A 21,837-nucleotide genomic window follows, 5' to 3' on the forward strand; every position below is an offset into this window, starting at 1 on the left:
TATCGCCGGAGCCGTCGCCGACGACGCGACCGAGGTGGCGACCGCCGCCGCACTGGCTACCGCCGATGCCACCGTCGCTGCGCCCGCCGTGCCTGCAGTACCAGCGGTCCCGGCTGATCCGGGCGTTGCGGGTGTGCCTGCCGTGCCGGCCATGCCGGCGGTTCCCGCGGTGCCGGCGGTAGCGCCAGTGCCCGCGCCGGTCGTCGATGTCGCGGTGAAAGCCAATCTCGAGCATAAGCCCACCCCGCCGATGGTCGACTTCGTCAGCGTCGACCTCGATGGCGACGGCGGCATCAGCCGTTCGGAAGCCAGTGCGGACGCACGGCTGACGGCGCGGTTCGACACGCTCGACGCCGACCGCAACGGGCTGTTGAGCGAGGCAGAACTGGATCACCGCACCGCGGATTGACCAACCGCCCCGCGTGTTGGAGTCTCCCGGCGCCCCGCCCCGTGCGGGGCGTCGTCGTGTCCGGGGTCAGATCCCGGCGGCGTGGCGCCACAGCGCGCGCGTCAGCGGCCCCACCTTGCCGGCCGCACCAAGCAGCCTTCCGCGCAACAGCGTTGGCGCCAGCGCATCGTTCGAGAACAGCCGGTTGATGCCCTCGAACGCATAGGCCGACAGCGCATTGTCGCTGCGCCGCGCACGCGCCCAGCGTTGCAGCCTCGCCGGACGACCGACGTCGCCACCGCGACTGATGGGTTCGGCCAGCGCCGACCGCAACGCGGCCACGTCGCGCAAGCCGAGGTTCACGCCCTGCCCGGCCAGCGGGTGCACCGCGTGCGCCGCGTCGCCCACCAGCACAACCCGGCCGGCCACCTGGCTGCGTGCCAGTTGCCGGCGAAGCGGGAATGCGGCACGGCTGGAGGTCGCCACCAAGCCGCCGAGCGGGCCGTCGAACGCATGCGCGAGCTCGGCCAGGAACGCAGGCTCGTCCACCGCCAACAGCCGCGTCGCCTCCGATTCGGGCAGGCTCCATACGATCGAGCTGCGCGGCCGCCCCGCGTCGTGGGTACAGGGCAGGAACGCCAGCGGCCCGCCCGGAAGGAACCGCTGCCAGCAGGTCGCCTGGTGCGGCTGCTCGTGGTCGATGTAGGCGACCAGGCCACGCTGGCCATAGTCATGCCGCGGTGCCTCGATGCCGGCCATGGCGCGCACCGGCGAGTCGGCGCCGTCGGCCGCGACCACCAGCCGCGCGCGCAGGCGCCGGCCCGATTGGAGCGCAAGCACGGCGCCGTCGTCATCCTGCTCCAACGCGGTTGCGGCGTCCGGGCAGTGCAACTCGACCCCCGCGCCCGGGAGCGCGGCCCACAACCGGTCGACCAGCAGACCGTTCTCGACGATCCAACCCAGTTGCGCCTGCCCGAGGCGATCGGCGTCGAACACCAGCTCGCCGCCACCGGCGGCATCCCAGATGCGCATCGCGCGGTAGGGCTGCAGGCGCGCGGCACGGATCGAATCCCACACGCCCAGATCGTCCAGCAGCGCGGCGTTGTCCGGTGCGAACGCGTAGACCCGCAGGTCCGGCGCGGACGCCTGCCAGCGCGCGGGCTCGCGCGATTCCACCAATGCCACCCGCAATCCGTCGCGCGCAAACGCCAGTGCGGTCGCCGCACCGACCACGCCTGCACCGACCACCACGACGTCGAGCATCGGCTGCCGGCTCATCCGGCCAGCCCCGGGGCCCGGCACAACGCCGGCACGTCACCGCGATATCCCAGCGCGCCGCCGACCAGGGCCGCCTGCAAGGCGGGCAAGCGGTCGAGCGCGAACAGGCCGAGGCCGCGCAAGGGCCGCATCACGCCGGCCGGATTGGCGGTCACCCGTGCCAACCCGTCGGAGAACGCCAGCGTGCGACTGCGGTCGGCACCGCGCCGTTCGACGTAACGCGCCAGCACGTCGGTATCGCCAGGGTCGGATGCACCGGCATCTTCGACGGTATCGCCATCGTGCCGGCGCGGAGCGACCAGCTCGGCCAGCGTGAGTGCATCGCGCAGGCCGAGGTTGAAGCCCTGTGCGCCGACCGGATGGATAGTCTGGGCGGCGTTGCCGATCAGCACCGCCCGCTCGGCGACCTGCCGATGCGCGACCACGCGCGCGATTGGATAGACGCTGCGCTGGCCGCAGGCGATGAACCGTCCGACGCGCCAGCCGAAAGCGTCCTGCGCGCGCTCCAGGAATTCCGCTTCATCCAGTGCCTCGACCGCCCCGGCATCCTCCCGTGCGACGCCGTGGATCAACCCGTAATGCCCGTCGCCGCGCGGCAGCAGCGCGGTCGGGCCGTCGTCGCCGAGGCGCTCGTAGGCGGTGCCGTCGGGCGTGCGGGCCGCCCGCATGCGCGTGACGAACAGGCTCTGTCCGTAGTCGTGTCGGTCCACCTCGATGCCCAGCGCGGCACGCACCGCGCTGGCGGTGCCGTCCGCGCCAACCAGCAGCCGCGTGCGCAGCACGCGTTCACCGGCATCGTCGGCGACGGTGACGGCGCGGTACCCGTCCTCCACTGCGCCGAGGTCGACGAAGCGCATGGGCCGGTAGCGACGGAGACCATCCAGTTCCGCCAGCCGCGCTTCCAGTGCCTCGCCGAAATCACGCGCGACCACCACCCGGCCGAACACCTCGCGGCCGTAATCGCGCGCGTGCATGACGCTGCGACCGAAGTCGCCGCGGCGACTTACATGGATGCGCTCGATCGGACCACCCGGCGTGCGCAGCTTCTGCATCACCCCGAGTGCGGTCAGCGCATTGACCGTCGCCTCGCCGAAGCTCAGGTTGCGCTCGTCGAACACCGCCGGCAGCGATCCCGGTGCGGCCGCCTCGAGCAGGCCGACATCGAGCCCGCTGTGTTCCAGCGCGATCGCCAGGCTGGCGCCCACCAGGCCACCGCCGACGATCAGCACGTCATGGGTCGCGGGGCGGTCCGCGGAAGGGGGAAGGTCGGCCATTGCGCTATGCTAACGGCTCCTGCCGGCCTGCTCCCAGACACTGATGAACCGTCCCGTTGCCTCCTCGATCTTCGCTCCCGGCCCGCTGGTGCTCGCCGCCCTGATCGTGCTCGCCGCGCTGACCCGCGTGCTGCCGCATCCGCCGAATTTCTCGCCGGTGGCGGCCATCGCGCTGTTCGGCGGCGCCTACTTCGCCAACCGCAGCTGGGCGCTGATCGTGCCGCTGGCCGGTCTGTTCGTGTCCGACCTCGTGCTGTCCTCCATGCACGGCGGTCTTTACGCGCAGTGGTTCTCCGGCGCCGGCATCTGGCTGGTGTACGGCTGCATCGCGCTGACCACCCTGATGGGCTTCGGCCTGCGCGGGCGGGTCGGCGGCGGCCGCGTGCTGGGCTATTCGCTCGCAGGTGCGGTGCTGTTCTTCACCGTGACCAACTTCGGTGCCTGGCTCGGCAACCCGATGTATTCGCAGGACCCCGCCGGACTGATGGCGGCCTACGTTGCCGGCATTCCGTTCTTCCAGTGGTCGCTGGCCGGCACGCTGTTCTATTCGGCGGTGCTGTTCGGTGGCTTCAGCCTGCTGCGCTCGCAACTGCCGGCGCTCCGCACCCAGACGGTCTGAGCGTGGGCAACCGCCTGTCCAAGATCTACACCCGGACCGGCGACGGTGGCAGCACCGGGCTGGGCGACGGCAGCCGGGTCGGCAAGGATTCGCTGCGCGTCACCGCGTACGGCACCGTCGATGAAGCCAACTCGACGATCGGGCTGATCCTCGCCAGCGAGGTAGCCGACGACGTACGCGTGCTGCTGACCGCGGTGCAGCACCAGCTGTTCGACCTGGGGGGCGAGCTGTGCATCCCCGGCCACGCCGCCATCAGCGACGAGGACATCACCCGGCTGGAACAACATCTGGACCGCTTCAACGCCGACCTGCCAGTCCTGCGCGAGTTCATCCTGCCCGGCGGCGGCGAAGCGGCGGCACGCTGCCACATCGCCCGCACCGTGGTGCGCCGCGCCGAGCGCGAGACCGTCGCGCTTTCGCGGGTGGAGCCGGTACGGCCCGAGGCCGTGCGCTACCTCAACCGCCTGTCGGACCTGCTGTTCGTGCTCGCACGGGTACTCGCCCGCGCCAGCGGCCATGGCGAAGTGCTGTGGAACCACGAGCGCCGCAAGGGCTGAATCGGTCCACCGGTCCGTCCGGACCAACCTGCCGGTGAACGTGCCCCGGCTCTACACCCATGACGCCTGCCTGTCGCACCTGGCCGGCACCGCCCATGTGGAACGGCCGGCACGACTGGCTGCCGTGATCGACGCGCTTTCGGCCGCATTCCCGCAGTCGCCCTGGCACGACGCGCCGCGCGCGACCCGCGCCGAACTGCTGCGCGTGCATGGCGATGCGCTCGTCGCGCGGGTGCTGGACACGGCCTGTCCACCCGGGGCGACCCCACTGTCGCTGGACGCCGATACCCTGCTCAGCCCCGGCTCCGCCGAGGCCGCGCTGCGGGCCGCCGGCGCCGGCATCGCCGCAACCGACGCGGTACTGGCCGGGGAGGTAGCGAGGGCGTTCTGCGCCGTGCGTCCGCCCGGACACCACGCCACCGGTTCGGTCGCGATGGGGTTCTGCCTGTTCAACAACATCGCGCTCGCCGCGGCGCACGCGTGCGACCGGCACCGGCTGGAGCGCATCGCGATCGTCGACTTCGACGTCCACCACGGCAACGGCACCGCCGACATCTTCCACTCCGATCCCCGGGTGATGTACCTGTCGTCCCACCAGGCGGCGCTGTATCCGGGCACCGGTGGGTCCCACGAACGTGGGGTCGGTAACACCGTCAACGTGCCGCTGCCGGCCGGCGCCGGCAGCGAGGCGTTCCGCACGGCGTGGCGGGAGCAACTGCTGCCGGTTGTCAATGCCTTCCGGCCGCAACTGCTGCTGATCTCGGCCGGCTTCGATGCCGACGCGCGTGACCCGCTGGCCGCGCTGCAGGCCACGCCCGATGACTTCGGCTGGCTGACGCGCGAACTGGTGGCAGTTGCCGACCGGCATGCGTCGGGCCGGGTCGTGTCAATGCTGGAAGGCGGCTATGACCTCGATGCGCTGCGCGAGGGAGTCGTTGCGCACGTCGATGCACTAGCTGGCAGGAAAATTGTCGGCGCGTGACCACAGCGGCATCGCTGACCGTCTTCATCGGCTCTGCGCAAACATGAATGTTCCCGTCAGGCCTCCTTGGGCCGCGTTGCCGCCACCCCGGCGATGCGGCAAGCTAGCGGCCGTTTCCGACCAACGGATGGCCGCGTGCATCCCAGCTTCCGCCTGCTCCCGTTATCGCTGTGCATCGCGGTGGCCCTTCCGGCATACGCGGCCGAAGACGTCGAGGACTGGGGGCTCTGCCCGATAGAGGACGCCGTACCGGCGTTCGCCGACGTTCCGGTGTCTGACGCGGTCCCGGAAGACGATCGCACCACCCTGCCGACCGACATCGCCGGCGACGCGCTCAACGCGACCCAGGAAGACAGCGCGGTGTTCCAGGGCAACGTCGAGCTCAGTCGCGGCGACCAGTTCCTCGGCACCGACAAGCTGACCTACCACAGCGAGGAAGGCACCTACGTCGCCGAAGGCAGCGTGCGCTACCAGGATGCCGGCATGCGCATCGTCGCCGAGCGCGCACATGGCGACCAGGAAGCCGATACCCACGTCATCGAGGACCTGCGCTACCAGCTGACCCGGCGACGCGGCAACGGCGGAGCCGAACGAATCGAGCTGGAAGGCGACCAGGGCGCGCTGATCGGTTCCACCTACTCCACCTGCCCGCCCTCGCAGCGGTCGTGGGAGCTGCGCGCGCAGCGCATCGACATCGATACCGCCGAAGGCCTGGGCGTCGCCCGCAACGCGACGGTGCGCATCGGTAAGGTACCGGTGCTGTACGTCCCGTGGCTGATGTTCCCGATCGACGACCGGCGCCGCACCGGTCTGCTGTGGCCGTCGATCCGCATGTCCAGCCGCAACGGATTCGACTGGCGGCAGCCGGTCTACCTCAACCTCGCGCCGAACTACGACGCCACCCTGACCCCGCGGATCATGACCGAGCGCGGCGTGCAGCTTGGTGGCGAGTTCCGCTGGCTGTACCCGGGCGGTCGTGGCGAGTTGTGGGGCGAATGGATGCCCAAGGACAAGCTTCCCGAGGACGAGCCCGAGCGCTACCTCGCGGGCCCCGAGCAGGGTGTGCCGACCGACAACCGCGGGCAGTTCCGCTTCAAGGGCGTGCACAACCTGGGCAGCCATTGGCACGCAATGGCCAATGTCGGCTGGGTCAGCGACACGCATTACCTGGAGGATTTCAGCAACAGCCAGTTCGCCGTGTCGGCGTGGAACCTGCGCAGCGAGGTCGGACTGTTCGGACGCGGCCTGTACTGGGACGCCGGGCTGATGGCCGACCACAACCAGCTCGCCGACTACACCCTGACCGAGCGGAACCTGCGCTACGACCGGATGCCCCGCGCGTTCGTCAACTGGGCGCAGCCGTTCGGTGACTGGCTGGAGCTGGGGGTAAATGCCGAGGCGGTGCAGTTCCGCCACGACGTCCGCGACGAAGGCAGCCGGATCGACCTCAAGCCCTATGTCGCCATGCCGCTCGAGGGCAACGGCTGGTTCGCGACGCCGAAGGTCGCGTGGCGCCACACCAGCTACAAACTGGACGACGCGCTGGCGGCGGCCAACGGTGGCGACGCCTCGCCGACCCGCAGCCTGCCGATCGCCTCGCTCGATGCCGGGCTGTTCTTCGACCGCGAGTTCGTGTTCCGCGACGAAGCCTGGTTGCAGACCCTCGAGCCGCGGATCTACTACCTCAATATCCCGTACGAGGACCAGTCGAACCTGCCGATCTTCGACACCCGGCCGATGACCTTCAGCTGGGGGCAACTGTTCCGCGACAACCGCTACACCGGTCCGGACCGCCAGGTCGACGCGAACCAGCTGACCACCGCCCTGACCACCCGCCTGATCAGCCGCGAGGACGGCCGCGAGCGCCTCACCGCCAGCATCGGCCAGATCCACTACTTCGAGGACAGCCAGGTCGTGGCGCCCAGCGAGCAGCCGGTCGAGCGGGGCGAGTCGGCCTGGGTGGCGGAACTGGGCGTCTCGCCGAGCGACCGCTGGAGCATCAACGCCGCCTACCAGTGGGACCCGAAGTACCGCCGGCAGGACCTCGCCAGCATCCGTACCCGCTACCTGATCGGCGACACCGGCGTGGTCAACCTGGGCTACCGCTATCGGCGCGGGCTGACCGAACAGGTCGACCTGTCGTTCCTGTACCCGGTCAACCAGAACTGGAGCGTGGTCGGTCGGTACTACTACTCGATCGAGGACCGCAAGCTGATCGAGTCGATCGCCGGCGTGCAGTGGGAAAGCTGCTGCATGGCCGTGCGCCTGGTCGGCCGCCGCTACATCCGCGAGCGCAACGGCGACCTCGACGACTCGCTCCGCCTCGAGTTCGAACTCAAGGGCCTGGGGTCGGCCGGCCAGAAATCCGAGGAAATATTGAGCCGTGCTATTCTCGGATACGATCGTGAAGATCTGTATCTAGTGCCGCCCTCCACCGTGGACGCCGGCAATTTCGACAACTCCCTCGATCCGATTCCATGAAGAAATTTCTCGCGTGTGTCCTCGCCGCCACGCTGCTGTCGGCGACCGTGCAGGCGCAACAGGTGCAGCCGATCGATGGCATCGCCGTGGTGGTCGACGAAGGCGTCATCCTGCAGAGCGAGCTTGACCGGGCGGTCGGCAACATCCGTGCCCAGTACGCCGGTCGCGCCGCGCAGCTGCCCCCGCCGGACGTGCTCGAGCGGCAGGTCGCCGAGCGCCTGGTGCTGCTCAAGCTGCAGGTCGCGCGAGCCGAGGCCACCGGCGTGCGCGTCAGCGACCAGGAGGTCGACCAGGCCATCGCCGGCATCGCCGGGCAGAACCGCGCGAGTGTCGAGCAGTTGCGTGCCCAGCTGGCCGCCGACGGCACCTCGTTCGACCAGTTCCGCGACTCCATCCGCGACGAACTGCTGGTCCAGCGCCTGCGCCAGCGTTTCGCCCAGACCCAGGTGTCGGTGAGCGACGCCGAGGTGGACGCGGCTCTCGAGGCGCAGCAGGCCACCGGCCAGCAGTACCACCTGGCACATATCCTGGTCGCGCTGCCCGAGGGCGCCACGCCCGAGCAGATCGCCACCGGCGAGGAAAAGATCCTCGGCATCAAGAGCCTGCTCGACCGGGGCGAGATGGATTTCGCCGCCGCCGCGGTGCGCTACTCCGACAGTCCGAACGCGCTGGAAGGCGGCGACCTGGGCTGGCGCGGCGAGAACGAGATCCCGGCCGCGTTCGCGAACCTGGTCCGGCAGATGGCCCCGGGGCAGGTCACCGCACCGATCCGCGGTCCCAGTGGCTTCCAGCTCCTGCAGCTGGTCGAGACCCGTGACGCCGGCCAGGGCGGCCCCAGCGTCGTCACGCAGGTCCGCGCCAGCCACATCCTGATCCGGGTCGACGAGAACACCAGCGCCGCCGAAGCCAAGGCCCAGGCTGACACCCTGCACGCGCGCATCGTCGGCGGCGCCGACTTCGCCGCGCTCGCCCGCGAGCACTCCGAGGACCCCAGTTCGCAGGCCGCTGGCGGCGACCTGGGCTGGTTCACGCCGGACCAGTTCGGCCCGGATTTCGGCGCCCAGGTGTCCGCGCTCGCCGATAGCGCCGTGTCGACGCCCTTCCGCACCCAGGCCGGCTGGCACATCGTGCAGCGCACCGGCACCCGCGAAGCGGATGTGGGCAACGAGAACCAGCGTGCGCAGGCCCGCGAAACGATCGGCCGACGCAAGCTGGAAGAAGAGTGGAACCAGTTCCTGCGCGAGATGCGTGGCGAGGCCTTCGTCGACTTCCGCACGGGCAACGCGACCGCCGACGCCGCGGAAACCGCGCCGGAAGCCCCGGCCACCGGCGACTGACCATGCGACCACCCCGGCTCGCGCTGGTCCCGGGTGAACCGGCCGGCGTCGGGCCGGAGCTGTGCGTCCGCCTCGCGCAACGCCCGCGCGACTATTCCCTGACCGCTTTCGGCGACCGCGACACGTTGCAGTCCGCCGCCGACGCGCTAGGCCTGCCGCTCGTCATGACGCCGCCCGACAGCGCGGACGATCGTGCCGGCACGCTGGCCCTGGTCGAGGTTCCCAACGCCACTCCGGTCCGGTTCGGCCAACCCGATCCGCTCAACGCGCGCGCCGTGATCGACGCCTTGCTGGCAGCCGGCGCCGGCTGCCTGGACGGGGGGTTCGACGGCGTGGTCACCGGTCCTGTGCACAAGGCCGCGATCAACGCCGGAGGGATCGCCTACAGCGGGACCACCGAGTTGCTGGCCAACCAGGCTGGCTGCGGCGTGGTGATGATGCTGGCGAACCCGACCATGCGGGTCGCGCTGGCCACGACCCACCTGCCATTGCGGCAGGTTGCCGATGCGATCACCACACAATCGCTGCGACACGTATTGCTCACGCTGCACGACGCGCTGCAACGCGACTTCGGCATCGACACACCCACGATCGCGGTGCTCGGCCTGAATCCCCACGCGGGCGAGGACGGCGTCCTGGGCGACGAGGAGATCCGGGTGCTGCAGCCGGTCATCGAATCACTGCGCGGCGAAGGCTTGCGTCTGCTGGGACCGCTGCCAGCCGATACCGCGTTCCTGCCGGCCCGGCTCGCCGAGGTCGACGCGGTGCTCGCGATGTACCACGACCAGGGCCTGCCGGTACTGAAGTTCAGTGGGTTCGAATCAGCCGTCAACCTCACGCTCGGCCTGCCCTACCCGCGCGTTGCGGTCGACCACGGCACCGCGCTGGACCTGGCCGGCAGCGGCGCGGCAGATCCCTCAAGCCTGTTCGCGGCGGCCGATACCTGCGCCAGGATGGCTGCAACGCGGCTCGCACACGGGCATGACCCCGCCGGCACCGCCCACGGAGCCTGCCAATGAGCAACGTACGTTTCAGCGAGCCCCCGAAGAAGCACCTGGGCCAGAACTTCCTGCACGAGCGGACCGTCATCGATCGCATCGTGCAGGCAGTGAACCCCAAGCCGGGCGAGCGCCTCGTCGAGATCGGCCCCGGCCAGGGCGCGATCACGTTTCCGCTGCTGGACCGCCACGGCCAGTTGACCGTGATCGAGTTCGACCGCGACCTGATTGCGCCGCTGACCGAAGCCGCCCGATCGCACGGCGAGCTGACCGTGATCCACCGCGATGTACTCAAGGTCGACTTCAGCGAGCTTGCGCGCGATACCCCTGACGGACGCATCCGGCTGGTCGGCAACCTGCCGTACAACCTCTCCTCGCCCATCCTGTTCCATGCGCTCGACCACGCTGCCGCGATCAGCGACATGACTTTCATGCTGCAGAAGGAAGTCGTCGAGCGCATGGCGGCCGGTCCCGGAAGCAAGGTCTACGGCCGCCTGAGCGTGATGCTGCAGGCCTATTGCACCGTCACGCCGCTCTTCACCGTTCCGCCGGGCGCGTTCCGGCCACCACCGAAGGTCGATTCTGCCGTGGTGAGGCTGGTGCCGCGGCCGGCCGACAGCATCGGTATTGACGACCCGGCGACGTTCGCGCGGGTTGTTCGCGACGCGTTCGGCCAGCGCCGCAAGACGCTGCGCAACGCGCTTTCGCAAGTGTGCGACTCGGCGGCGATCGAGGCCGCCGGGATCCGTCCGGACGCACGTGCCGAGCAGATTGCGGTCGCCGATTTCGTGCGCCTTGCCAATTCGCTCCCGCACTAGCGCGCTGCAGTGATGGGGACGACATGCGCGACGCAACCACGCGTCGCGCATGTCCGCTTCACCCCGGCTCGACTTACACTGTCCGCATGGAACGCAGCACCGACTACGCCTTCGACATCGACGTCGCCACCCGCTACCTCGACGAGCAGTCCGAGCCCGGGCAGGACCGCTACGTGTTCGCCTACACCATCACCATCCGCAACACCGGCACTGTCCCCGCGCGGCTGCTGTCACGCCACTGGCTGATTACCGACGCCACCGGCAAGGTGCAGGAAGTCCGCGGCGATGGCGTGGTCGGCGAGCAGCCCCGGCTGCGTCCGGGCGAGGGGTTCGAGTACACCTCCGGCGCCGTGCTCGAGACCGACCTGGGCACCATGGAAGGCAGCTACTCGGTCGAGGCCGACGACGGAACCGTGTTCGACGCGCCTATCCCCGCGTTCACCCTGGCCGTGCCGCGCACGCTGCACTGAGGCCGACATGACCGTCTGGGCCATCGGCGACCTGCAGGGCTGTTACGACGCAACCCAGCGGTTGCTCGAGAAGATCGCGTTCGACCCGGCGAAGGACCGGCTGTGGTTCTGTGGCGACCTGGTCAACCGTGGCGGCCAGTCACTGGAGACCTTGCGACTGGTGCATTCCCTGCGCGACAACGCGACCGTGGTGCTTGGCAACCACGATCTGTCGCTGCTGGCAATCGGCGAGCGCCGCGAAGAGGAACAGCGCAAGGTCAATCCCGACCTGCAGCGGGTGGTTCTCGCCGAGGACCGCGACACGCTGCTGCCGTGGTTGCGCCGGCAGAAGCTGGTACATGTCGACCGCGGGCTGGGCTGGATGATGGTGCACGCCGGCCTCGCGCCGAAGTGGACCACGCAGCTCGCCGAAAAGCACGGCCGCGAGATCGAGGAGCGCCTCCAGGGCGACCAGTACCAGCGGCTCCTCAAAAACATGTACGGCGACGGGCCGGTGTGGAACCCGCGGCTGGGGGGGATCGACCGCCACCGCGCGATCATCAACATCTGCACGCGACTGCGGTACTGCTCGCCGCGCGGGCGCATCTCCTACGAGGACAAGGGCGTGCCGGGTACCCAGCCGGCCGGCCTGTATCCCTGGTATGCCGTGCCCGGCCGGGCCGAGCGTGACCTCAGGATCGTCTGCGGGCACTGGTCGGCGCTCGGGCTTTTCATCGGGCACGGGGTGCACGCAATCGACACCGGCGCGGTCTGGGGCGGAAAGCTCACCGCGTTGCAACTCGATACCGACGAACTGCGCATCGTGCAGGTGGCGGGGCGAGACGTCCCGGCCAACCCGCCCAAGCCGAGGCATCGTCCGCGGCGCTGAGGTATCCGGGGATCGCAGCGGCAGCCGCTGCTACTTGGGCGCGGGGATTCGCCGGTACTCGACGAACTCGAACGCAGAGGCATGCCTGGCGTCCGTAACGTGCGTCTCGCGCGCGACGACGTCCCACTGCGCCGGGTCGAACGACGGGAAGAACGCGTCCGCCCCCTCGACCGTGAGGTCCACGTGGGTCAGGTGCATGCGCGTGGCATCCGGCAGGCACAGCGCGTAGACCTCGCCGCCACCAATGACGCACAGCTGCGACGCACCGTCGTCGGCGGCAATGGCGACCGCCTGCGCAACCGTGGCCACGGCCTGCATGCCTTCGAACGGCACCGCGCCGGAACGCGTCAGCACAAGATTGCGGCGCCCCGGCAGCGCACGCCCGAGCGACTGCGCGGTCCGCCGCCCCATCAGCACCGGCTTGCCCAGCGTCAGCGCCTTGAAGCGCTTGAGGTCGTCGGGCAACCGCCACGGCAGGCCGTTGTCGCGTCCGATCGCACCGTTGCGGTCGAGCGCGGCGATCAACGCCAGTTCGACCGTCGGGTCCATCACCGGCGTCAAATCGCGACCGGCGCCTTGATCGCCGGGTGCGGGTCATAGCCTTCGATGGCGATGTCGTCGAAGCCGAACGCGAAGAGGTCCGTCACCGCCGGCGCCAGCTTCAGTGTCGGCAATGGCCGCGGGGCACGCGCGAGTTGCTCGCGGGCCTGTTCGTAGTGGTTCGAGTACAGGTGGGCGTCGCCCAGGGTGTGGACGAAGTCGCCAACACCCAGCCCACAGGCCTGCGCCACCATGTGGGTCAGCAGGGCGTAGCTGGCGATGTTGAAGGGCACCCCGAGGAAAATGTCGCCACTGCGCTGGTACAGCTGGCAGCTGAGCTTGCCGTCCACGACGTAGAACTGGAACAGCGTATGGCAGGGCATGAGGGCCATCTGCGGCAGGTCGGCGACGTTCCATGCCGATACGATCAGCCGGCGCGAGTCGGGGTTGCGCTTGATCTCCTCGACCACCCAGCGGATCTGGTCGATCTCGATGCCGTCGGCGCCGGCCCAGCGCCGCCATTGCTTGCCATAGACCGGGCCGAGCTCGCCGGACGCGTCAGCCCACTCGTCCCAGATGCTGACCTTGTGCTCTTTGAGGTAGGCGACGTTGGTCTCGCCGCGCAGGAACCACAGGAGCTCGTGGACGATCGAGCGCAGGTGCAGCTTCTTGGTGGTGACCAGCGGGAACCCGGCATTCAGGTCGAAACGCATCTGCCAGCCGAACACCGAGCGGGTGCCGGTGCCTGTGCGATCGGACTTCTCGGTGCCGTGGTCGAGGACGTGGCGCAACAGGTCCAGGTACTGTTTCATTGTCGCCTCAGGCCTCCTGTCCGGAACCGGCCGCCGGTTGCGCCTGCAGGGTGGGCTGGCGACGCGACAGCCACAGCCAGAACAGGCCGACCAGCACCAGCGGAATGCTCAGCAGCTGGCCCATGGTGAGCCAGCCGAACGCGAGATAGCCGATCTGGGCGTCGGGTTCGCGCACGAACTCCACCGCGAACCGGAACACGCCGTACAGCAGCGCGAACATGCCAGCCACTGCGTAGCGCGGCCGCGGCCGGCTGGAGAACCACCACAGGATGCAGAACATCACCAGCCCCTCGAGCACGGCCTGGTAGAGCTGCGACGGATGCCGGGCGAACGGGTCGAGGGCACCGGTGGCGAATTCGGCCTGAAGCCGCTCGCCGGTCCAGCCGGCGAACTCCGGCGCGCGCGGGAACACCACGCCCCAGCCCTCGTCGGTGTGCTTGCCCCACAGCTCGCCGCCGATGTAGTTGCCCAAGCGCCCGAAACCGAGCCCCGCAGGCACCAGCGGTGCGACGAAGTCGGCAACGTCGAAGAAGTGCAGGCGCTGGCGTCGCGCCCACCACCACATCGCGGCCAGCACGCCCAGCAGGCCGCCGTGGAAGCTCATGCCGCCTTCCCAGATGCGCAGCAGCATCAGCGGATCGCGCACCAGGTCGCCGAATCCGTAGAACAGCACGTAGCCGATCCGGCCGCCGAGCACCACGCCGAGCATGCCGTAGAACAGCAGGTCGCCGAACCCCTGCTCGGTGACGCCGGGCAGCCGCCCTTGGCGCACGCGGCGGCGGCCGAGCCACCAGGCCAGGCCGAACCCGATGAGGTACATGATCCCGTACCAGTGCACCTGCAACGGTCCAAGACTTACGGCGACCGGGTCGATCTGGTGGAGGATGGTCATGGGGCTCTGGGCTGGCCGGGGCAGCGGTCATTGTGCCCGACCACCGCCCGCGATGGTGCCCGCGCCGGACTCACAGGATGTGCGGGGCGTTGGGCAATTCGTCGTGATCGACGGTGTCGGGGTCATCCGGGAAATGCGCGGCGATGATGTCCGATAGCGCCTCGATGCCAGCCAGCACCGCGGCTTCGGGTTCGCCCGCGCGCAGCCGCTCCTCGACCAGCTGGCAGGCGCCGCGCCACTGCGCATCGCTCACCAGTCCGTCGAAGCCACGGTCGGCGACGATCTCGATCCGGTGGTCGGCCAGCAGCAGGTAGAGCAGCACGCCGTTGTTGGCGCGCGTGTCCCAGACACCCAGCCGGGCGAACGTCTCGTTGGCGCGGTCGCGCGCGGTGGTGCCCGCCATGATCGCGCGCATCGGCAACGCGGCGTCGACCGCGAAGCAGATCTCGCCGGTGTGGCGCAGTTCGCTGGCGGCGATCGCCGCGGTGATCCGCTGCAGCGTCGCGGCTGGGAACAGCCGCCGCGCGGACGGTGCGAACAGGTGCTTGAGCCAGCGCATCAATCCGTCCTCACCAGCTTCCGGAGGCGCCACCGCCCCCGCTCATGCCACCACCGCCGCCCCAGCCGCCACCGCCGAAGCCACCACCGCCACCGAAGCCGCCGCCACCGCCGAATCCACCGCCCCCGCCCCAGCCGCCGTAGCCACCCCAGCCACGGTCGGCGGCAAAGCGCCCGCCGGAATTGCTGGCCAGCCCGAACAGCAAGCCGAAGACCGCGGCGATACCGCCGAACAGCAGCGACGACAGCAGCCACGCCACGCCTCCCGCCGCGAGCGCCGTGCCGATGCCGCGGATGCCCCGCGGCGCAACCCCGAGTACGCCGCGTGCGACCTGGGCCACGATGAAGGCGGCGAACAGGGCGAACAACCAACCGCCGCCGCCTTCACGCTCGCCACGCGGTGCGGTCGCCATGGGTTCGGGCAGCGGCTCGCCGTCGATCAGTCCGGTCAGCACCGCCGTCGCGTCGACGATGCCGCCGGCGTAGTCGCCGGCCCGGAAGCGCGGCACCACGTATTCCTGGATCACGCGTATCGCGGTCGCATCCGGGATTGCGCCTTCAAGCCCGTAACCAACCTCGATCCGGACCCGCCGGTCGTCCTTGGCCACTACCAGCAGCACGCCGTCGTCGACCTTCTCGCGACCGAGCCGCCATTGGTCGTAGACGCGCACCGCGTACTGGGCGATGTCCTCCGGCTGGGTGGTCGGGACGACCAGTACCTGCAGCTGCGCGCCCTTGCGCTGCTGCAGCGCGAGCGCCTGCCCCTCCAGCTGCTGCCGGGTCGCCGCGTCGAGGGTGCCGGTCGTGTCGACGACCGGCGAGTCCAGCGCCGGGATCGGCGCGAGTTGCTGGGCGCTGGCTGGCAGGCACGCCAGCCACAGCAGCGCCGCCGCCCACCACGCTAGCCATCCGCAGCCGGCGCGTCGTCCCGGGCCCCACTTGCGGTCAGGCGACACCGTCATGTCCGCACCGGGCAGGACCCGCATGCCATCGGCGCGCTCAGCCGCCCGTCGGAGCGGGCTGCTGCGGGACAGGCTGCTGCTGCGGCGGCGGGGCCTGTGGCGCTGGCGCCGGCGCACCGAAGTCGACCTGCGGCGGCTGCTGGATCTGCTGCTCGTTCTCGACGCTGAAGTTCGGCTTGGTGTCGTAACCGAACACCATCGCGGTCAGGTTGACCGGGAACCGGCGGATGTAGGTGTTGTAGTCCTGCACCGCCTCGATGTAGCGCTGGCGCTCGACCGTGATCCGGTTCTCGGTGCCTTCCAGTTGCGCCTGGAGCTGCAGGAAGTTCTGGTCGGCCTTGAGCTGCGGGTAGTTCTCGCTGACCAGCAGCAGGCGTCCGATGGCACTCTGCAACTGCCCCTGGGCCTGTTGGAACTGCTCGATCGAAGCCGGGTCGTCGGCATTGACGTTGATCGAGCCGACCCGCGACCGCGCCTCGGTGACCTGGGTCAGTACCTGCTGCTCATGGGCCGCGTAGCCGCGCACGGTCGCCACCAGGTTGGGCACCAGGTCCGCGCGGCGCTTGTAGACGTTGAGCACCTGCGACCAGGCCGCGCTGACGGCCTCGTCCTTCTGCTGGATGGTGTTGTAGCCGCAGCCGCTCAGCAACCCGGCGAGCAGCAGGACGAGCAAGATCCGCATGGCGCGACTCCGTTCGGGACAGATGGCCGGCATTGCAGCACCGGCACCGTCCGCGCGCAATGGGCATGGCGTGAAGCGCCCTGCCCGCCACGGGGCTCAGGCATCCATACCGACCCGGCGCAGCGCGGCGCGGCGCTTGGCCCACAGGTTGAGCATCTCGACCATCGCCGAGAAGCCCATCGCGCCGTAGATGTAGCCCTTCGGGATGTGCAGGCCGAAGCCGTCGGCGACCAGGTACGCGCCGATCAGCACGATGAAGGCCAGCGCCAGCATCTTGATGGTCGGGTTGCGCTCGATGAACTTGCCCAGCGGGGTCGCCGCCAGCAGCATCACGGCGACCGCCAGCAGGATCGCGCAGACCATGATCCACGTCTGGTTGGCCATGCCGACCGCGGCGATCACCGAGTCGAGCGAGAACACGATGTCGATCACCGCGATCTGCGCGATGACCATCCAGAACGACGTCACCGGGCGGGTGTGGATGTCCTCGGCCTCGGCTTCGCCAATGATCGCGTCCTTGATCTCCATCGAGCCCTTCACCAGGAGGAAGGCGCCGCCGAGGATCAGCACCAGGTCGCGCACCGAGATGCCCTGGCCGAACAGCTGGAACAGGTCGCTGGTCAGGCCGGCCAGCCACGCCAGCGTCAGCAGCAGCGCGATGCGCGTGATGCAGGCCACGGCGATGCCGAACTTGCGGGCCACCTCGCGCCGATGCGGCGGCAGCTTGCTGACCGCGATCGAGATGAAGACCAGGTTGTCGATGCCGAGCACGATCTCGATCGCGCTCAGGGTGACGAGGGTGATCCAGACTTCCGGATCCATCAGCATTTCAATCACGGGCGTTTCCCAGCAGGAGCAGTCAGAGCAGGCGGGGGACGAGCAGCAGCCCCCAGGTCAGCAACACGTTCAACATCAGCACGAACACCGCGGCCGAGCCCATGTCCTTGGCCCGGCCGGCGAGCTCGTGGAACTCGGGGCCATACCGTTCGATCAGTGCCTCGATCGAGGAATTGAGCAGCTCGACGCTCAGCACCATCAGCATCGAACCGACCATCAGCACCCGCTCCACCGGCGTCTCGCCCAGCCAGCAGGCCAGCGGGGCGAGCAGGACGAACAGGTAGACCTCGAGCCGGAACGACGATTCGTGGAGCCACGCCGCCGCCAGTCCCTGGATCGACCACTTCGCCGCCTTCAGCATCCGCGCGGGGCCGCGCGGCAGGTGACCGACCTGGTCGGCCATCAGGCGCGTGCTCCGCAGCCACGCCCGGCGCCTGGCGCCGGGCGACCGTGATCGGACCTTGGATCAACGCGAATCGACATCGGTCTGGCCAGCGGCGGTCGGGGCGGAACGGACCCCGGATTTTGCCACAACCCCGCCAGCGCGTCCTTCGCGCGGAGATAGCGTATGCAGGTCTAGCGTTCTCGGTCCGGCGCGGGGGATTCTGCGTCATCACCAACCAGGGAGGCGTCACCATGGCCGTCAGCACCATTCCCGAGGGGTACCACACCGTCACCCCCTACCTCATCGTCGACGATGCCAGCGCGGCCATCGACTTCTACCAGCGTGCGTTCGGCGCGCACGAGCTGTTCCGGCTGCCGATGAAGGACGCTTCCGGCCGTGACCGCGTCGGCCACGCGGAGATCCGGATCGGCGACTGCAACCTGATGCTGTCGGACGAATGGCCGGACATGCAGGCGCTCGGCCCGACCGCCCGCGGCGGCACCACGGTCAGCTTCATGGTCTATGGCGACGACGTGGACCGGGCCTACCAGCAGGCGCTGGACGCCGGCGCCACGGCCGAGCGGCCGGTCAAGGACGAGTTCTGGGGTGACCGGATGGGCTCGGTGATCGATCCCTATGGCCACAAGTGGACGCTGGCCACCCACATCGAGGACGTGCCGCCGGAGGAGATGGAGAAGCGGATGAAGGCCTGGAGCGAGCAGCAGCAGGGCGGTTGAACGCCAGGCCGGTCCTCGCTAGTCCTCGAAGATCGCCACGCCGCGGCTGCCGTCGGGACGGACCCACGCGCGGTACATCGTCCCGCTGTTGAAGGGCATGGCGATGTTGCCGTCCACGTCAAGCGCGATCGCGCCGCCATCGCCGCCCGCCGCGGTAACGACGCGGTTGACCACCTCCTCGGCGGCCTCGGCCAGCGCGTCGCCGCGATAGGCGACGCGCGCGCAGATGTCGTGGGCGACCGCGTTGCGGATGTAGAACTCGCCCCAGCCGGTGCCCGACACGCCACAGCGCTCGTCGGCCCAGGTGCCGGCGCCGATCACCGGCGAATCGCCGATGCGGCCCCACTTCTTGTTGGTCATGCCACCGGTGCTGGTCGCCGCGGCGATGTGGCCGTGGCGGTCGAGCGCGACCGCGCCAACGGTGCCGATATACTGGCCCTGCGGCGCTTCGCCGACGGCGGCCTGCCGCTGCGCCTGCTCGAGCGCGCGGCGGCGGCGGTCGGTGTCGAACCAGTCGTTGGGCACCCGCTCGATCTCGGGGCGGGAATCGGCGAACGCTTCCGCGCCGTCACCGGCGAGCATCACGTGCGGCGAGTGCTCCATCACCGTGCGTGCGAGGGTGATCGGGCTGCGCACGGTGGTCACGCCGGCGACGGCGCCGGCGCGGCGGGTATGGCCTTCCATGATCGATGCGTCGAGTTCGTGCCCGCCCTGGGCGTTGAACACCGCGCCCTTGCCGGCGTTGAAGCGCGGCGACTCCTCCAGTACGACCACCGCGGCCTGCACCGCATCCAGCGCGGTGCCACCCGCGGCAAGGATGCTATGGCCCGCCTCCAGCGCGCGTTCGAGGTCGGCGCGGGCGGCGGCTTCGTCCTCGGCGGACAGCGACGCCCGCGCCACGTAGCCGGCGCCGCCGTGGATCACCAGCGCGGTCTTCGGCTGCGCGGCGTCCTGCGGCGGGTTGGCGGGGGCAGCGGCGGACTGGGCGTGGGTGTTCATCGCGATGGCAAGCAGGGACAGCAGCAGCAACGCGCGCATGGGCGGAGTATCCACGTGACCTGCGGTCGAGGATAACGCGCCGCCACGCCCGGCATCACTGCTNGCGGCGTCCTGCGGCGGGTTGGCGGGGGCAGCGGCGGACTGGGCGTGGGTGTTCATCGCGATGGCAAGCAGGGACAGCAGCAGCAACGCGCGCATGGGCGGAGTATCCACGTGACCTGCGGTCGAGGATAACGCGCCGCCACGCCCGGCATCACTGCTGGCGCAGCGCCTCGATCGGGTCCAGCAGCGACGCCTTGCGCGCCGGGTAGTAGCCGAAGAACAGCCCCGTCGCGATCGAGAAACCGGCCGCCAGCCCGACCACCTGCGCGTTCAGCACCACCGGCAGCGAGCCGAATCGGCCGACCAGCAGCGCGCCGGCCACGCCGATCGCGATGCCGAGCACGCCGCCGATCAGCGAGATCAGCATCGCCTCGGCGAGGAACTGCCGGCGGATGTCCGATGGCCCCGCACCGACCGCCATGCGCAGGCCGATCTCGCGGATCCGCTCGGTCACCGATACCAGCATGATGTTCATGATCCCGATGCCGCCGACGACCAGCGAGATCGTCGCGACCGCCGCCAGCAGCAGCGACATCAGGCGGGTGGTCTGGGTGCGCGTGGCGACGATCTCGGCGATGTTGCGGACGCGGAAGTCGTCGTCCGCGCCGGGCTTGATGTCATGGCGCTGGCGCAGCAGCGATTCGATCTCGCCCTGGACCCAGCCCAGGTCGTCGGCATTGGCGACGCCGACCGCGATTTCCTGCACCGCGCCCGGCGGCAGCGCCATCGCCCCCATCAGGCGCCGGCGGGCGGTTTCCAGCGGCACCAGGATCACGTCGTCCTGGTCCTGGCCGAAGCCCCCCTGCCCCTTGGGCGCGAGCACGCCGACCACGGTGAACGGCACCCGCCCCACCCGGATCGATTGACCGATCGCATCCTCGTCGCCAAACAGCGACCGGCGCACGGTCTCGCCGAGGATCACCGACTTGCTGCTGCCGCCGTAGTCGCCCCCGTCGAACTCCGCGCCCGCGTCCAGGCTCCAGCTCTCGAGCGCGAAGTAGTCCGGCTGCACGCCGTACCAGGTCGCCGACCAGTTGTTCTCGGCGTACACCAGTTGCGCCGAACCGCGCAGGGTGGCGGCGACGTACTGCACCTCCGGGATCTCCTCGCGGATCGCCTCGGCGTCGTCCTCGGTGATGGTGTAGAAGCTGGACGCGCTCATCCGTACGCCGCCCGGACCGCGCCCGGCATTGGAGCCGATGTCGAGGCGGTTGGAGCCCAGGCCCGACACCAGCTTGTCGATCTCCGACTGGGTGCCCTGCCCGACCGAGACCATGACGATGACCGCGGCGATGCCGATGATGACGCCCAGCGAGGTCAGCGCGCTGCGCATCCAGTTGCCGCGCAGGGCGAAGATCGCGGTACGCAGGACTTCCACGAAATCCATCAGGCGGCTCCCGTCGTGGGGGGCTGCTCGTGCAGCTCGCCATCGCGCATCACGAAGGTGCGGCCGGCATGCGCGGCCACCTCGGCATCGTGGGTGATCAGCACGATGGTGTGGCCCTCCGACTGCAGTCGCTTGAACAGCGACAGGATCTCCTCGCCGGTATGGCTGTCGAGCGCGCCGGTGGGCTCGTCGGCCAGCAGGATCGGTGGCCGGTTGATCAGCGCCCGCGCGATCGCCACGCGTTGCTGCTGGCCACCGGACAGTTCGCTCGGCCGGTGCGACTCGCGGCGCGCCAGGCCGACCGCGGCCAGCGCCTCGTGCCCGCGCTGCTGCCGCTCCTCCCGTGGCACGTTGGCGTAGCCCATCGGCATCAGCACGTTCTCCAGCGCCGTCATGCGCGGCAGCAGGTTGAAGCCCTGGAACACGAAGCCGATCTTGTCGCGGCGTAGCGCGGCGCGCGCCTCGGCGTCGAGGGTGGCGACGTCGATGCCGTCGCACAGGTAGCGGCCCGCCGTGGGGGTATCCAGGCAGCCGATCAGGTTCATGAGGGTCGACTTGCCCGAGCCCGACGGCCCCATGATCGCGACGAACTCGCCGCGCCGGATCCGCAGGTCGACCCCGTGCAGGGCGACAACCTCGGCCTCGGTGCCGGGCGCGTAGACCTTGGCCAGACCGTGGGTCTCGATGACCGCGTCGGCCATGTCCGGCGCGCTCATCGGGCGCCCGGGCGCTCGGTGCCGACGATGGCGGGATCGCCCTCGGCGACCGCACCGGACACCTCGGTGAAGGAGCCGTCGCTCGCTCCGACGCGCACCGTCACCAGCTTCGGCGCGCCGTCGACCAGCAGGTACAGCGGCGCGCGGCGGGCCGCGGC

Annotated in this window: 23 protein-coding genes and 1 pseudogene; 11 read left to right on the forward strand and 13 right to left on the reverse strand. The window is 69.9% G+C overall.

Features of this window, described 5'->3' with window-relative positions:
• Positions 1–409 (forward strand): annotated as a pseudogene (locus ACKVMH_RS05435) (hypothetical protein); the annotation flags it as partial.
• Between the two features lie 66 nt (positions 410–475).
• On the opposite strand, the gene ACKVMH_RS05440 reads toward ACKVMH_RS05435, so the two are convergent.
• Both ACKVMH_RS05440 and ubiH read right to left on the reverse strand, forming a co-directional pair.
• On the reverse strand, positions 476–1,666 hold the full coding sequence (locus ACKVMH_RS05440; protein ID WP_412699533.1) for an FAD-dependent oxidoreductase: 1,191 nt from the start codon (positions 1,664–1,666) through the stop codon (positions 476–478).
• Positions 1,663–2,940, reverse strand: coding sequence for a 2-octaprenyl-6-methoxyphenyl hydroxylase (gene ubiH / locus ACKVMH_RS05445; RefSeq protein WP_412699534.1), 1,278 nt, complete (start codon positions 2,938–2,940; stop codon positions 1,663–1,665). The genes ACKVMH_RS05440 and ubiH overlap by 4 nt, the downstream gene beginning before the upstream one ends.
• A gap of 43 nt (positions 2,941–2,983) precedes the next feature.
• Here ubiH and ACKVMH_RS05450 point away from each other — a divergent pair, with 43 nt between their 5' ends.
• The 9 genes from ACKVMH_RS05450 (at position 2,984) to ACKVMH_RS05490 (ending at position 12,070) form a co-directional block, all read left to right on the forward strand.
• Positions 2,984–3,559, forward strand: coding sequence for a DUF6580 family putative transport protein (locus tag ACKVMH_RS05450; RefSeq protein ID WP_215218650.1), 576 nt, complete (start codon positions 2,984–2,986; stop codon positions 3,557–3,559).
• Between the two features lie 2 nt (positions 3,560–3,561).
• Positions 3,562–4,116 (forward strand): cob(I)yrinic acid a,c-diamide adenosyltransferase, encoded by a 555-nt coding sequence (locus ACKVMH_RS05455; protein ID WP_412699535.1) that lies wholly within the window; start codon positions 3,562–3,564, stop codon positions 4,114–4,116.
• A 34-nt stretch (positions 4,117–4,150) separates the two neighbouring features.
• Positions 4,151–5,098: a histone deacetylase family protein gene (locus tag ACKVMH_RS05460; protein WP_412699536.1), complete on the forward strand. Its 948-nt coding sequence runs from the start codon at positions 4,151–4,153 to the stop codon at positions 5,096–5,098.
• Positions 5,099–5,233: 135 nt separating this feature from the next.
• A complete protein-coding gene (gene lptD, locus ACKVMH_RS05465) occupies positions 5,234–7,579 on the forward strand; it encodes an LPS assembly protein LptD (RefSeq protein ID WP_412699537.1) in 2,346 nt (781 codons plus the stop codon).
• A complete protein-coding gene (locus ACKVMH_RS05470) occupies positions 7,576–8,916 on the forward strand; it encodes a peptidylprolyl isomerase (RefSeq protein WP_412699538.1) in 1,341 nt (446 codons plus the stop codon). The genes lptD and ACKVMH_RS05470 overlap by 4 nt, the downstream gene beginning before the upstream one ends.
• Before the next feature lie 2 nt (positions 8,917–8,918).
• Entirely contained in the window at positions 8,919–9,935 is a 1,017-nt protein-coding gene (pdxA, locus tag ACKVMH_RS05475) for a 4-hydroxythreonine-4-phosphate dehydrogenase PdxA (RefSeq protein WP_412699539.1), read from the forward strand.
• Positions 9,932–10,732, forward strand: coding sequence for a 16S rRNA (adenine(1518)-N(6)/adenine(1519)-N(6))-dimethyltransferase RsmA (gene rsmA, locus ACKVMH_RS05480; RefSeq protein WP_412699540.1), 801 nt, complete (start codon positions 9,932–9,934; stop codon positions 10,730–10,732). The genes pdxA and rsmA overlap by 4 nt, the downstream gene beginning before the upstream one ends.
• Positions 10,733–10,818: 86 nt before the next feature.
• A complete protein-coding gene (gene apaG, locus ACKVMH_RS05485; RefSeq protein WP_215218657.1) occupies positions 10,819–11,202 on the forward strand; it encodes a Co2+/Mg2+ efflux protein ApaG in 384 nt (127 codons plus the stop codon).
• Positions 11,203–11,209: 7 nt separating this feature from the next.
• Complete coding sequence (locus ACKVMH_RS05490; RefSeq protein ID WP_215218658.1) at positions 11,210–12,070, forward strand: symmetrical bis(5'-nucleosyl)-tetraphosphatase; 861 nt, start codon at positions 11,210–11,212, stop codon at positions 12,068–12,070.
• 30 nt (positions 12,071–12,100) lie between these two features.
• On the opposite strand, the gene ACKVMH_RS05495 is transcribed toward ACKVMH_RS05490, so the two are convergent.
• From ACKVMH_RS05495 to ACKVMH_RS05530, 8 genes are all read right to left on the reverse strand, one after another.
• Entirely contained in the window at positions 12,101–12,619 is a 519-nt protein-coding gene (locus ACKVMH_RS05495; protein ID WP_412699541.1) for a dihydrofolate reductase, read from the reverse strand.
• Between the two features lie 8 nt (positions 12,620–12,627).
• Positions 12,628–13,422, reverse strand: coding sequence for a thymidylate synthase (locus ACKVMH_RS05500; RefSeq protein WP_412699542.1), 795 nt, complete (start codon positions 13,420–13,422; stop codon positions 12,628–12,630).
• 7 nt (positions 13,423–13,429) lie between these two features.
• Positions 13,430–14,314: a prolipoprotein diacylglyceryl transferase gene (lgt, locus tag ACKVMH_RS05505; RefSeq protein WP_412699543.1), complete on the reverse strand. Its 885-nt coding sequence runs from the start codon at positions 14,312–14,314 to the stop codon at positions 13,430–13,432.
• A gap of 70 nt (positions 14,315–14,384) precedes the next feature.
• Positions 14,385–14,873 carry a TPM domain-containing protein gene (locus ACKVMH_RS05510; protein ID WP_412699544.1) on the reverse strand — a complete coding sequence of 163 codons (489 nt, stop codon included), beginning with the start codon at positions 14,871–14,873 and terminating at the stop codon, positions 14,385–14,387.
• Positions 14,874–14,883: 10 nt separating this feature from the next.
• Positions 14,884–15,858, reverse strand: coding sequence for a TPM domain-containing protein (locus ACKVMH_RS05515; protein ID WP_412699545.1), 975 nt, complete (start codon positions 15,856–15,858; stop codon positions 14,884–14,886).
• A gap of 13 nt (positions 15,859–15,871) precedes the next feature.
• A complete protein-coding gene (locus ACKVMH_RS05520) occupies positions 15,872–16,516 on the reverse strand; it encodes a LemA family protein (protein ID WP_215218663.1) in 645 nt (214 codons plus the stop codon).
• Positions 16,517–16,612: 96 nt separating this feature from the next.
• A complete protein-coding gene (locus ACKVMH_RS05525) occupies positions 16,613–17,344 on the reverse strand; it encodes a TerC family protein (RefSeq protein WP_215220383.1) in 732 nt (243 codons plus the stop codon).
• A 31-nt stretch (positions 17,345–17,375) separates the two neighbouring features.
• The gene (locus ACKVMH_RS05530) at positions 17,376–17,756 is read right to left on the reverse strand and encodes a diacylglycerol kinase (protein ID WP_412699546.1); all 381 of its coding nucleotides are present in this window, start codon (positions 17,754–17,756) and stop codon (positions 17,376–17,378) included.
• A 233-nt stretch (positions 17,757–17,989) separates the two neighbouring features.
• On the opposite strand from ACKVMH_RS05530, the gene ACKVMH_RS05535 reads away from it, so the two are divergent.
• On the forward strand, positions 17,990–18,475 hold the full coding sequence (locus tag ACKVMH_RS05535) for a VOC family protein (RefSeq protein ID WP_215218665.1): 486 nt from the start codon (positions 17,990–17,992) through the stop codon (positions 18,473–18,475).
• Positions 18,476–18,493: 18 nt separating this feature from the next.
• Here ACKVMH_RS05535 and ACKVMH_RS05540 read toward each other — a convergent pair whose 3' ends face one another.
• The 3 genes from ACKVMH_RS05540 to ACKVMH_RS05550 form a co-directional block, all read right to left on the reverse strand.
• Positions 18,494–19,513, reverse strand: coding sequence for an isoaspartyl peptidase/L-asparaginase family protein (locus ACKVMH_RS05540; protein ID WP_412699550.1), 1,020 nt, complete (start codon positions 19,511–19,513; stop codon positions 18,494–18,496).
• Between the two features lie 214 nt (positions 19,514–19,727).
• Positions 19,728–20,963: an ABC transporter permease gene (locus ACKVMH_RS05545; protein WP_412699547.1), complete on the reverse strand. Its 1,236-nt coding sequence runs from the start codon at positions 20,961–20,963 to the stop codon at positions 19,728–19,730.
• Positions 20,963–21,664 carry an ABC transporter ATP-binding protein gene (locus ACKVMH_RS05550; RefSeq protein ID WP_412699548.1) on the reverse strand — a complete coding sequence of 234 codons (702 nt, stop codon included), beginning with the start codon at positions 21,662–21,664 and terminating at the stop codon, positions 20,963–20,965. Before ACKVMH_RS05550 ends, ACKVMH_RS05545 begins: the two co-directional genes overlap by 1 nt.
• Positions 21,665–21,837 lie beyond the last annotated feature (173 nt).

Source organism: Lysobacter zhanggongensis (assembly GCF_046638635.1).
GTDB lineage: Bacteria > Pseudomonadota > Gammaproteobacteria > Xanthomonadales > Xanthomonadaceae > Novilysobacter > Novilysobacter luteus.

Excerpts from the sequence above, each read along its gene's own strand:
- ACKVMH_RS05440 (WP_412699533.1), bottom strand. The coding sequence starts at position 1,666 with ATGAGCCGGCAGCCGATGCTCGACGTCGTGGTGGTCGGTGCAGGCGTG.
- ubiH (WP_412699534.1), bottom strand. The coding sequence starts at position 2,940 with ATGGCCGACCTTCCCCCTTCCGCGGACCGCCCCGCGACCCATGACGTG.
- ACKVMH_RS05450 (WP_215218650.1), top strand. The coding sequence starts at position 2,984 with ATGAACCGTCCCGTTGCCTCCTCGATCTTCGCTCCCGGCCCGCTGGTG.
- ACKVMH_RS05470 (WP_412699538.1), top strand. The coding sequence starts at position 7,576 with ATGAAGAAATTTCTCGCGTGTGTCCTCGCCGCCACGCTGCTGTCGGCG.
- pdxA (WP_412699539.1), top strand. The coding sequence starts at position 8,919 with ATGCGACCACCCCGGCTCGCGCTGGTCCCGGGTGAACCGGCCGGCGTC.
- rsmA (WP_412699540.1), top strand. The coding sequence starts at position 9,932 with ATGAGCAACGTACGTTTCAGCGAGCCCCCGAAGAAGCACCTGGGCCAG.
- apaG (WP_215218657.1), top strand. The coding sequence starts at position 10,819 with ATGGAACGCAGCACCGACTACGCCTTCGACATCGACGTCGCCACCCGC.
- ACKVMH_RS05490 (WP_215218658.1), top strand. The coding sequence starts at position 11,210 with ATGACCGTCTGGGCCATCGGCGACCTGCAGGGCTGTTACGACGCAACC.
- ACKVMH_RS05495 (WP_412699541.1), bottom strand. The coding sequence starts at position 12,619 with ATGGACCCGACGGTCGAACTGGCGTTGATCGCCGCGCTCGACCGCAAC.
- ACKVMH_RS05500 (WP_412699542.1), bottom strand. The coding sequence starts at position 13,422 with ATGAAACAGTACCTGGACCTGTTGCGCCACGTCCTCGACCACGGCACC.
- lgt (WP_412699543.1), bottom strand. The coding sequence starts at position 14,314 with ATGACCATCCTCCACCAGATCGACCCGGTCGCCGTAAGTCTTGGACCG.
- ACKVMH_RS05510 (WP_412699544.1), bottom strand. The coding sequence starts at position 14,873 with ATGCGCTGGCTCAAGCACCTGTTCGCACCGTCCGCGCGGCGGCTGTTC.
- ACKVMH_RS05515 (WP_412699545.1), bottom strand. The coding sequence starts at position 15,858 with ATGCGGGTCCTGCCCGGTGCGGACATGACGGTGTCGCCTGACCGCAAG.
- ACKVMH_RS05520 (WP_215218663.1), bottom strand. The coding sequence starts at position 16,516 with ATGCGGATCTTGCTCGTCCTGCTGCTCGCCGGGTTGCTGAGCGGCTGC.
- ACKVMH_RS05525 (WP_215220383.1), bottom strand. The coding sequence starts at position 17,344 with ATGCTGATGGATCCGGAAGTCTGGATCACCCTCGTCACCCTGAGCGCG.
- ACKVMH_RS05530 (WP_412699546.1), bottom strand. The coding sequence starts at position 17,756 with ATGGCCGACCAGGTCGGTCACCTGCCGCGCGGCCCCGCGCGGATGCTG.
- ACKVMH_RS05535 (WP_215218665.1), top strand. The coding sequence starts at position 17,990 with ATGGCCGTCAGCACCATTCCCGAGGGGTACCACACCGTCACCCCCTAC.
- ACKVMH_RS05540 (WP_412699550.1), bottom strand. The coding sequence starts at position 19,513 with ATGCGCGCGTTGCTGCTGCTGTCCCTGCTTGCCATCGCGATGAACACC.
- ACKVMH_RS05545 (WP_412699547.1), bottom strand. The coding sequence starts at position 20,963 with ATGGATTTCGTGGAAGTCCTGCGTACCGCGATCTTCGCCCTGCGCGGC.
- ACKVMH_RS05550 (WP_412699548.1), bottom strand. The coding sequence starts at position 21,664 with ATGGCCGACGCGGTCATCGAGACCCACGGTCTGGCCAAGGTCTACGCG.